The organism is Pseudoalteromonas luteoviolacea NCIMB 1942 (assembly GCF_001625595.1).
Taxonomy (GTDB): Bacteria; Pseudomonadota; Gammaproteobacteria; order Enterobacterales; family Alteromonadaceae; genus Pseudoalteromonas; species Pseudoalteromonas luteoviolacea_A.
In genome coordinates this window covers 1-1,121 of sequence record NZ_AUXT01000055.1, presented here as the reverse complement: position 1 = coordinate 1,121, position 1,121 = coordinate 1, and the positions used below count along the sequence as shown (strand labels likewise).

General features: G+C 45.4%; 1 protein-coding gene. It reads right to left on the bottom strand.

What is annotated here, in order from left to right; translation table 11 throughout:
* Positions 1–126 precede the first annotated feature (126 nt).
* A complete protein-coding gene (locus N482_RS04120) occupies positions 127–915 on the bottom strand; it encodes a hypothetical protein (protein ID WP_063375873.1) in 789 nt (262 codons plus the stop codon).
* Positions 916–1,121 lie beyond the last annotated feature (206 nt).

Here is a 1,121-nt window from a genome sequence, read left to right as displayed (position 1 = left end):
ACTTCGACTATGTGATGGCAAGATTGATCAGATCGCGAAACGCTATGAAAGTTCCCTCACATTTATTTACCATCATGATTTTTAAAATTTATTTCTGGGGATAGTTCAGACTCTGACCCCACTGATTTAATTGACCGCTTGTTGCGCCTTCGCAGCGGTTGCCAACCTATTTTCTAGACGTTCTAACTGCTCTGCAAGCGCGCTTTGTGTGATTTCCAATTGAGCAAGTGTGCCGCCGATCTCCACTTGCTTGGCGTCTCTGCCGCGTGATTGAGATTTCAATTGATCTAAATCGCTACTCATGGACGATAGCTGACTTTTTAGCGTATCAGCTGCTTGCTGTTGTTCCTCTAGAAGTGACAGCTTGAAAGCCAAGTCGGTTTGACTCTGTGACAGTGAGGCCACTTTTGTAGCGACACTTGATTGGGTGTTAGCGTGTTCATCTTGGCTTTTGGCAATACGGGTTGTTTGCTCTTTCAGCTGTTTTATTTCAGATTGATTTCTTCGCCATGCAGATGCCCATAGCTTATCCATTTGCGACCAAAGTTCGTCAGTACGCTCGGTCAAAGCCACGAGTTTTACTTGGATTGCACCTGCCGATTCACCCATTTCCTCACCGGTTGCAGAGAGTGTGTGCTCAAGTTGTGCAATGCGTTTAGTCGATTCGATCAATTGCGCCTGAATGGCCTGATTTTGTTGATAAAGTCCATATGAACCAATGACTAAGGCAATGATTGCGGCTGTACCCAACCAGGACATCACCCCCGATTTCTTTGCGGGTGAGGTTGCCTGCTCTGCACCACTACTTGGCAAAGGGGCTGGTTTGCTCGCCGGATTGAGGGACTGTTTATAGCTTTCAACCTGATCTAAGTCGGGCGTAATACTGGGTAATTCAGGTTCAATTCTTTTATCCAACGCGCTTTCCTCGTTTGGGTTTATATGGAATGGGGCAGCTTACTTGAAAACAGCTATGGATGGAATCAACAAATGACGATCGCCAGTGTCAAAAACGCTTTATAAAATGGGCTTGCCCTCAATACTTTCACCTAATAAGGGGTTAACCATGGCTGTAATGTAAAATGGCTTTATCATCGTTTATTGGTAAGCGTCGCCTAAACCAC